The 8096-nt window shown below is 66.5% G+C and carries 7 protein-coding genes; 2 read left to right on the forward strand and 5 right to left on the reverse strand.

Annotation, left to right across the window (positions count from 1 at the left end; genetic code table 11):
• A partial coding sequence (locus tag VN419_RS13780; RefSeq protein ID WP_325647792.1) for an alpha/beta fold hydrolase occupies positions 1 to 728 on the forward strand: 728 nt, incomplete at its 5' end.
• 4 nt (positions 729 to 732) lie between these two features.
• Here the strand turns inward: VN419_RS13780 and fdhD are convergent.
• Both fdhD and VN419_RS13790 read right to left on the reverse strand, forming a co-directional pair.
• Positions 733 to 1521, reverse strand: coding sequence for a formate dehydrogenase accessory sulfurtransferase FdhD (gene fdhD, locus VN419_RS13785; RefSeq protein WP_325647793.1), 789 nt, complete (start codon positions 1519 to 1521; stop codon positions 733 to 735).
• Between the two features lie 40 nt (positions 1522 to 1561).
• Positions 1562 to 2842: an Nramp family divalent metal transporter gene (locus VN419_RS13790; protein ID WP_325647794.1), complete on the reverse strand. Its 1281-nt coding sequence runs from the start codon at positions 2840 to 2842 to the stop codon at positions 1562 to 1564.
• Between the two features lie 253 nt (positions 2843 to 3095).
• Here VN419_RS13790 and VN419_RS13795 point away from each other — a divergent pair, with 253 nt between their 5' ends.
• Positions 3096 to 4706, forward strand: coding sequence for a caspase family protein (locus VN419_RS13795; RefSeq protein ID WP_325647795.1), 1611 nt, complete (start codon positions 3096 to 3098; stop codon positions 4704 to 4706).
• Between the two features lie 28 nt (positions 4707 to 4734).
• On the opposite strand, the gene amrB is transcribed toward VN419_RS13795, so the two are convergent.
• From amrB to VN419_RS13810, 3 genes are all read right to left on the reverse strand, one after another.
• The gene (amrB, locus tag VN419_RS13800) at positions 4735 to 5568 is read right to left on the reverse strand and encodes an AmmeMemoRadiSam system protein B (protein WP_325647796.1); all 834 of its coding nucleotides are present in this window, start codon (positions 5566 to 5568) and stop codon (positions 4735 to 4737) included.
• Between the two features lie 31 nt (positions 5569 to 5599).
• Positions 5600 to 6586: a hypothetical protein gene (locus tag VN419_RS13805; RefSeq protein ID WP_325647797.1), complete on the reverse strand. Its 987-nt coding sequence runs from the start codon at positions 6584 to 6586 to the stop codon at positions 5600 to 5602.
• Between the two features lie 8 nt (positions 6587 to 6594).
• Positions 6595 to 8096, reverse strand: a 1502-nt coding sequence (locus VN419_RS13810; protein WP_325647798.1) for a tetratricopeptide repeat protein, incomplete at its 5' end; no start/stop codon positions are given.

Genomic DNA, 8096 nt, shown 5'->3' on the forward strand with positions numbered 1-8096 from the left:
AGACAGCCGAAGGGGGGCGCATCGGCGTGGTACTGCTGCACGGCAAGTACGGCGCGCCGGACCGGCACATTTCCGGCCTTGCCGCAAGTCTGCGTGAGGCCGGGCATCTTGTGGCCACGCCGGAAATGCCCTGGTCCAAGCGCAGGGCGTACAACGCCGGGTTCCTGGAAGCCCTGGCCGAGGTGGATCGCGCGGTATTGGAACTGCGCGCCAAGGGGGCCACGGCCGTGGTGGTGGGCGGGCACAGCCTGGGGGGCAACGCCGCCCTGGCCTATGCGGCGCGCTATCCCGGCGTGGCCGGCGTGCTCTGCCTCGCCGCCGCGCACACGCCGGACATCGGCCGGCAGCTGGAGGTCTCCGCCGCCAGCGTGATCAAGGCCAGGGAACTTGTGGCCGCGGGCAAAGGCGACACCCGCGCGTCCTTCACCGACCTGAACATGGGCAAGCCCCATGAAATGATCATCTCCGCCGCGGACTACCTGAGCTACTATGACCCGGAAGGTCCGGCGGTGATGCCCCGAAGCGCGGCTCTGCTCAAGGCCCCGGTGCCCATCCTGTGGGTGGCGGGCAGCCGCGATCCGCTCTCCCGGCCTGGGCCGGGCTACGCCTTTGAGCGCGCCCCGGCGCATCCGCTCAGCCGCTACGTGGTGGTGGAGGCAGACCATCTGGACACGCCGGAGGCGTCCACGGCCCTGGCGCTGGAGTGGCTGAAGGTGCTGGCCCGCTGAGCGTCTATTTCTGGATGATGCGGCCGGGGTCGTTGTAGACCCAGAAGCTGTCGGCCTTGATGTTGCCGATGAGCGTCATGCCGATCTTGCGCGCCAGCTCCACGGAGAAGCTGGTGGCCACGGCCGTGGAGGCCATGACCGACACCCCGATGCGCACGGTCTTGAGCAGGATCTCCGAAGCCACCCGGCCGGTGGACACGATCATCTTGTCCTCGGTGGGGATGCCCTCCAGAAAACATTCGCCCACGATCATGTCGATGGCGTTGTGGCGGCCGATGTCCTCGCGGAAGAGCAGCATCTCGTCCGGCCTGCACAGCGATGAGTTGTGGCAGCCGCGCGTGCGGCCGTAGAGGGTGCTGCGGCGCTTCAGCTCCGCCGCAAGCTCCAGTATCTGCGCGGGCGTCACCGTGAGGCTGCTCTCCACGCGGCGTTTGGAGATGGTCTCCACGTTGCGGTCGAAGTTGGTGCCCTTGCCACAGCCGGATGTGATGGAGCGCTGAATGGTGCGCCCGCCCGCCCAAGGGTCGTGGCTCACGGTGACGTTGGCGGTGATGCGCGCCTCTTCGTCCCTGATGTCCACATCGAGGAGCTGCGAAGGCTCGGTGATGAGCGCATCGCTCTTGAGGAAGCCCACGGCCAGATGGCGCGGGTACTTGCCCGTGCACAGAAGCGTCACCACCTCGCGGCCGTTCAGGTATATGGTCAGCGGCACTTCGCGGATGGCCTCGATGGCCACCGTCTTGTGCCCGCTGGCAGTGTATTCTTTGATTTCATAGGGGAAGCTGTCGCTCATCCAGACCTCGCGTTCAGGGTGTATGAAGTGCGCGGGGCGCTCAGCCTGCGCCCGTGCCGAAGAAGGTGTCCCACAGCAGCAGCAGGTTGAGCGCAACAACGACCAAGCTTATACCCCCAAGCACGAAATTGTGCCAGGAACTGTTCACAAATTCACCCATGACACTGCGCGACGCAGTGAGCCGGAATTGCAGGTAAATGGTGAAGGGCAGCTGCATGCTCAAAAGTATCTGCGACACGACCAGCCCCTGAAACGGCGTGCTGATGAACAGGATGCACAACGCGGCGGGGAAGAGGGTCAGGCCCACGCCCAGCCTGCTGTGGGCGTCCTTGATGTCGAAGGGCTCGGAGAACAACCCGGCGAAGATGCTGCCCCCGGCCATGGCCGCGGTGACGCTGGAAGACAGGCCGGCCATGAGCAGCGCCACGGCGAAGACCAGCGCGGCCGAGCTGCCGAGGATGGGCTTGAGCATCTCCTGGGCCTGCTCGAGGGCGTCCACATTTATCCCGTGGGTGTAGAAGGTGGCGGCGGCCACAAGGATCATGGCGCTATTGATGCCCCAGCCCACAAGCATGGAGAGCAGGGTGTCCGCGAACTCGTAGCGCAGCTGGTGGCGGATGACCTCCTTGTTCTCCAGGTTCCACTGGCGGCTTTGGATGATCTCGGAGTGCAGGAAGAGGTTGTGCGGCATGACCACCGCGCCCAGCACGCTCATGATGATGGGGATGGAGCCGTGCGGAAAGCTGGGGGTGAACCAGCCTGCAGCGGCCACGCCCCAGGGGATGTCCACCAGGGTCAGCTCGTAGATGAAGGAGAGGCCGATGAGCGACACGAAGCCGATGATGAATTTTTCCAGGCGCCGGTAGGAGTTGGAGTAGAGCATCCAGGCCACGAAGGCCGTGGTCAAAAGCGCCCCGGCCCAGATGGGCAGCTGGAAGAGCATGTTCAGGGCGATGGCCGCGCCCAGCAGCTCGGCCAGGGCCGTGGCCACGGCGGCCAGCATGGCCGAGCCCAGCAGCAGGCGGGCCGTGGCCGGGCGCATGTGCTTCACCGCGGCCTCGGAAAGGCACAGGCCCGTGGCGATGCCCAGGTGCGCGGCGTTGTGCTGCAGCACGATGAGCATAAGCGTGGCCAGGGTGACCATCCACAGGAGCGAATAGCCGAAGCCCGCGCCTGCGGCCACATTGGCCGCCCAGTTGCCGGGGTCGATGAAGCCCACGGTGACGAGGAGGCCAGGCCCGATATACTTGAGGATCTCAAGGCCCGTGAAGCGGGGGGCATGGTTGTGGGCGAACCACAGGCGAAGGCGTTTCAGAATCACGTGCTTGGCTCCGTCCTTGCAATTCTTTCATGGGTAGCCGGGCCAGTAAGGGGCTGTCTTCCTGCATAAGATTCCTACCCGCAGGGAGCGCGGCTGTCCAGCCGGTGTGCAAGTGACTGCGGATTCAGGAATTGCCAGACGATCGCGCCTCGGATATGGCTGTTTTAAGCACACAGGGTACCGACACCATCTTTGCCAGGGGATTCTCATGGGCCGCACGCGGGTACTTATTTCTGCGCTCTGTGCGCTGTTTTTGCTCACAGCCTGGCTTCCCGCGTCCGCCCTGGCCGATTCCGGCGGCCGCTACGCCCTGGTCATCGGCAACTCCGCCTATGGCGACAAGCCCCTGAAAAATCCCGCCAACGACGCCCGCGACGTGGGTCGCGCCCTGCAACGCCTGGGCTTCGACGTGCAGCTCAAGACCGACGTGGGCCAACGGGCCATGGAGGACGCCATCCGCGACTTCGGGCTCAGACTCAAGCGCGGCGGGGTGGGCGTCTTTTACTACGCCGGGCACGGCGTGCAGGTGCAGGGGGTGAACTATCTTGTGCCCATCGGCGCGCGCCTGGGCAGCGAGTCGGACGCCAAGTACGAATGCGTGGACGCGGGCCGCGTGCTGGGCAAGATGGAGGACGCGGGCAACGAACTAAACATCGTCATCCTGGACGCCTGCCGCAACAATCCCTTCACGCGGGGCTTTCGCTCCGTGGACCAGGGCCTGGCGCGCATGGACGCGCCCACGGGCTCGCTGGTGGCCTACGCCACGGCGCCCAATTCCGTGGCCTCCGACGGCAGCGGCCAGAACGGCCTGTACACCAAGTACCTGCTGGAGAACATCAACACTCCCGGTGTGCCAATCGAGGAAGTGTTCAAGCGCGTGCGCATCGGCGTGATGAACGAGACCGGCAAGAAGCAGGTGCCCTGGGAATCCTCGTCCATCGCTGGGTATTTCTACTTGGCCGGGGGCCAGCCCCAGGGTCCGGCGGCCATCGCCGCCAGCCAGATGAGCGCCGCCCAGGCCGCACAGCAGCAGCGCCTGCAGGAGCAGCGGCTGAAGGACTATCTGGCCGGGCTGGAGGCCGAGAAGCGGCAGGTGGAGCAGGAGAAGGCCGAGCTTGTGCGCCGCCGCCAGCAGCTGGACGCCGAGGAGGCCCAGAAGCTCAAGGAGGCCCAGGCCCCGCAGGAGGCGCGCCTCAAGGAGCAGCTGGCCATCCTGGAGACCGAGCGCAAGAAGCTGGAAAAGGAGCGAGCGGAGGTTGCCGTGGCCCGCGCCAAGGCGGAACAGGCGCAGAAGCAGGCGGAAAAGCTGGCCGAAAAGCAGGCCCAGCAGGAGAAGATCCAGGTGGCTACGGCCGGGCCTGTGATCGTGACGCCCTCGCTGCCGGTTCCCCAGACTGCCGCCGCATCCAGGCCGCAGCCTCCGAAGCCTTCGCAGCCGCCACAGCCCTCGCAGATAGAAGACCGGGCCGCCGTGTTGCAGCGTCTGTCCGGGGCCTGGCGCCTGGAGACGGAGAACGGCGTCAGTCTGCCCACCCTGGTGCTGAAGCCCGGTGGCGACACCCTATACGGCACCCTGGAAGGCACCCTGGCGGACCGCGTGAGCCTGACCGGCCTGGCCATGGAGGACGGCAACCTGCACGTGCGCATGAACATCGCGCCGTCCAGGGGCGACCTGGGCGATCCACGCCGCTTCCTGCGCGGCGTGCTGCGCGGCCAGCAGGGGGAAAGGGTCATCGAATGCGTGGGCTATCTGCGTGCCGCCGAAAATGGCGACATCCCGATCTTCTGCGAACGGGCGGATGAAGGCCGGCCACCCCAGGACCAGCGCCGGCGCATCGCCGGGCACATGGTGCGCGCCTGGTAGGACGGGGCCGGACGGGTTAAGACGGGGCCTAGCTCACCAACATTCCAGCGTAGCCCACCACGCGGCGCATTTCACCGTTGATCTGGCCGCTGGTGGCGTAGCCGGTGACCTCGCTCTCCGCCGCGCCGAGTTCCAGCGCGGCCGCAATGCCCACAGTCATGGGCAGCACCCCGCACATGCTGATGCCCTCGCCGCGTACGGTCTCGTAAAAACGCTCCGGGTCCAGGCGCAGTGCGGGCTCCAGGGCCTGGGTGTCCTGCTTTTGGGCCACCTCGTGCGGCACGAAGTGGCTCATGTCCGAACTCACCAGCATGCTCACCGGGCGCGGAAAGCCCCGCAAGGCCCGGCCAATGGCCTTGCCCACGCTCATAAGCGTGTCCAGGCCGGGGTGCGAGACGCACACGGGCACGATGCGCGTCTCCGGATCGAGCGCCGCCAGAAAGGGCACCATGACTTCCAGGGAATGCTCGCGCTGGTGGGCCAGGGTGTCCGGGGTCAGCAGGGGCTCTTTCTCGCACAGATAGGCGGCCAGTTCCTCGTCCACGTCCAGCGAACCGCCGGGGAAGAGCCAGCGGCCGTCGGGCCACACGGCGAAGGGCTTGCCCAGGCCCGTGTGGTTGGGGCCGAGCAGCAGCACGGTCTTGGCCAGATTGGCCTGCCCCAGGGTGACGCCCGCGATGATGCCGGAATAATAGTAGCCCGCGTGCGGGGCCATGGCCAGAATGGTGTGGGCCGCGTTCTTGGGCTGGGCCTGGGCGAGGTAGCCGCGCACCTCCTCCATGAGCGGTTCCGCATCCGTGGTGTAGAACTGGCCGGCCACGGCGGGCTGGCGGTCATGGCTTGCGGCGTAGGGCATGGGCATGGCGGGCTCCTTGGGGCGGGTACGCGCGCGGCTAGCGCGGCGGCTTGGTCAGGTAGTTCTGAAGGCGCTGGTCCAGGGCGCTGCTTTCAAGCGACTGGGTGGCCATGCGCGCGTAGACTGTGCCGGGCTTCTTCTTCACGATGTCCGTGAGCAGGCCTTTCCATTCGTCCACCTGTCCGCCCCGGCGGTAGATGTCCGCCAGGCGCAGGCGCATCGGCGCCCAGTCCGGGTCGCTTTCCGGGATGATGCGGTCGAACTCGCGGCTCCATTTGAGGGTCTCGTTGAAGCGGCCGGAGCGTTCCGTGGCGGTTATGGCCATGAGCAGGCAGTCCTTGATCTTGTCCTTGTCGCCCCCGGCGGCCAGCAGTTGCCCCAGGGCCTCCTGCGAGAGGGCGAAGAGCCGGTGCATGTCCTGCTTGCGCGCGGCGTCTTTGGCCAGCACGTAGGTAGCGTGTGCGCGGGTGGCTGGGTCGGAGGCCGGGTCGGCCGCGATGCGCGTCCACAGGGGCAGGCTCTTCTCGTTCTCACCCTGATTCTCCAGGGCCATGGCCCGCGCGGTTTCGAACTGGGCCTTCTGCTTGGGCGAAAGCTTCCAGGCCGCATTGGCGCGCGCCGCCAGGTCGGAGATGCGCTTCCATTCCTTGCGCTCCACGAAAACGTTCATGGCCAGGTCGAGCGCCATTTCCGAGTATTTGGGCACCTGCTGCTTGCCCAGGAAGCGCCCGGCGAGCTTCAGGGCGCGGTCGCCCTGGCCGCGTTTCCACGCGCTCACGGCGATGGCCATCTGCGCTTCGTCGCCGATCTTGCTCTGGTTGTCCTTCACAAAGGGCGAATTATCGTACAGCTGGAGCACGCGGGCGTAGTTGCCCTCCTGCACCAATCCGGGCAGAGCCTGCAGGAATGCCTGGAAACCCAGCTCGTTGGCCTTCCCCACAAGATTGCTCTTGGGGTACTTCTCAAGGAAGGAGGTCGCCGTGTTCATGGCTTCCATGTAGGCCTTGTTGTGGAAGTGCCACATGCCGAGCTTTATGTGCGCCAGGGGGCCAGTGGGCTCTCCGGGTGCTTGGCCATGATGTATTCGTAGGTCTCGTTGGGCTTGGTGGACACGGGCTTGCCGAACACCGGGCCCATCTCGCTCATGGTCGGGTCGTCGTAGATGCCTTCCTCGGCCAGGCGCATGCGCGCCACCAGGCTGCCTTCGCGGTTGGGGAAGTCGCGCAGGGCCTTCTGGTACACTTCCTTGGCCGGGGCCAGCTTGCCCTGGCGCAGGTAGATGTCGCCGATGCGCACCAGGGTGATGTCCGCGAACTCGTTGTCCGGGTTCAGGTTGTAGTAGGTCCAGTAGTGGTCCTTGGCCTGCTGGAGCTTGCCCACCTTTTCCTCAACCTCGGCGGCGAGCTTCAGGAAATTCGGGTTCTCCATGTAGAAAAGGGGCCAGCGCTTATCCAGATAGTCCACGATCTGGAAGGCCTTTTCGTTGTTGCCCAGCTTGCGCAGCACCTGCGCCAGGATGTAGGCGGTGTCCTTGGCCAGGCGCGAGTCCGGGTAGTTCTGGATCAGGCTCTGGTAGTGCTCGGCCGCGGTCTTCAGGTCGCCCTTGTTGCGGTAGTACTCGCCAAGGGTGAAGGGGATGATGGAGGCGTTCTGGTCCTGGGCGTACTTCTTCTTGACGATGTTGAAGTAGGCCTTGGCCTCCGGCAGGTTGTTCACCTTGAGGTTCAGAAGGCCCAGGTTGATGAGCGCGCGGGGCACGCGGTTGGACTTCTGGTTGGCGTTCATGGCCGCGTGCTGCGCGCCCTGGATCTTGTCGTAGTTCGCCTGCATGCTGTCCTTGTAGGCCTGCATGTAGGTGTCGGCCAGGGCGTAAAGCGCTTCCTCGCGCAGGTCGCCCTTGAGGTTGGGCTCGCGCAGGAGGCCTTCAAGAGATTTTGCCGCCGCGTCCCATTTTCCGGCCATCATGTCCGACTGGCCCTGCAGCAGCGCGTCCTTGATCTGCTCCAGGGTGAGGGGGCCTTGCGGCTCCTTGTCCTTGCCACCTTTGGCCGGGGCCGCGTGGGCGTCCTTGCCGCCCTCTTTGCCTGCGGGAGCGTGGGCATCGGCCGGGGTGGAGGCGTTGGCAGCATGGGCGTCCTGTGCCGGTGCGTGGGCGTCGGGCCCCTGGCCGGACGCGTTGGGCGCGGCTGCGGCATGCGGGTCAGGGGCATGGGGCTCGGGCGCAGCGGAACCGTTGGCGTGGGTGTCCGGCTGGGGGGCGCCGCCCACCTGGGGCAGGCTCGCACCGCTGGACGCGCTGGGCGCGAGGACTTTCTGCACGGTTTGGCGCACCGCCCACGGCTTGTCCGGCAGGGCCTGGGCCACGGCGGGCTGGCCCTGGGCCATGCCCTGGGCTGGCGCGGCGACCTTTGGGGCCACCGGTGCGCCGGAAATGAGTTCCGCCGGGCGGGGGTCGCCGGGGCCGCGATGATCGGCGCGGAAGCGCACGCCGGACTCGCCCTTGGGCGGGGTGATGTCCACAGGCGGGCTTGCGG

The sequence above is a fragment of the Humidesulfovibrio sp. genome (genome assembly GCF_035560995.1).
In the GTDB taxonomy this organism is placed as follows: Bacteria; Desulfobacterota; Desulfovibrionia; order Desulfovibrionales; family Desulfovibrionaceae; genus Humidesulfovibrio.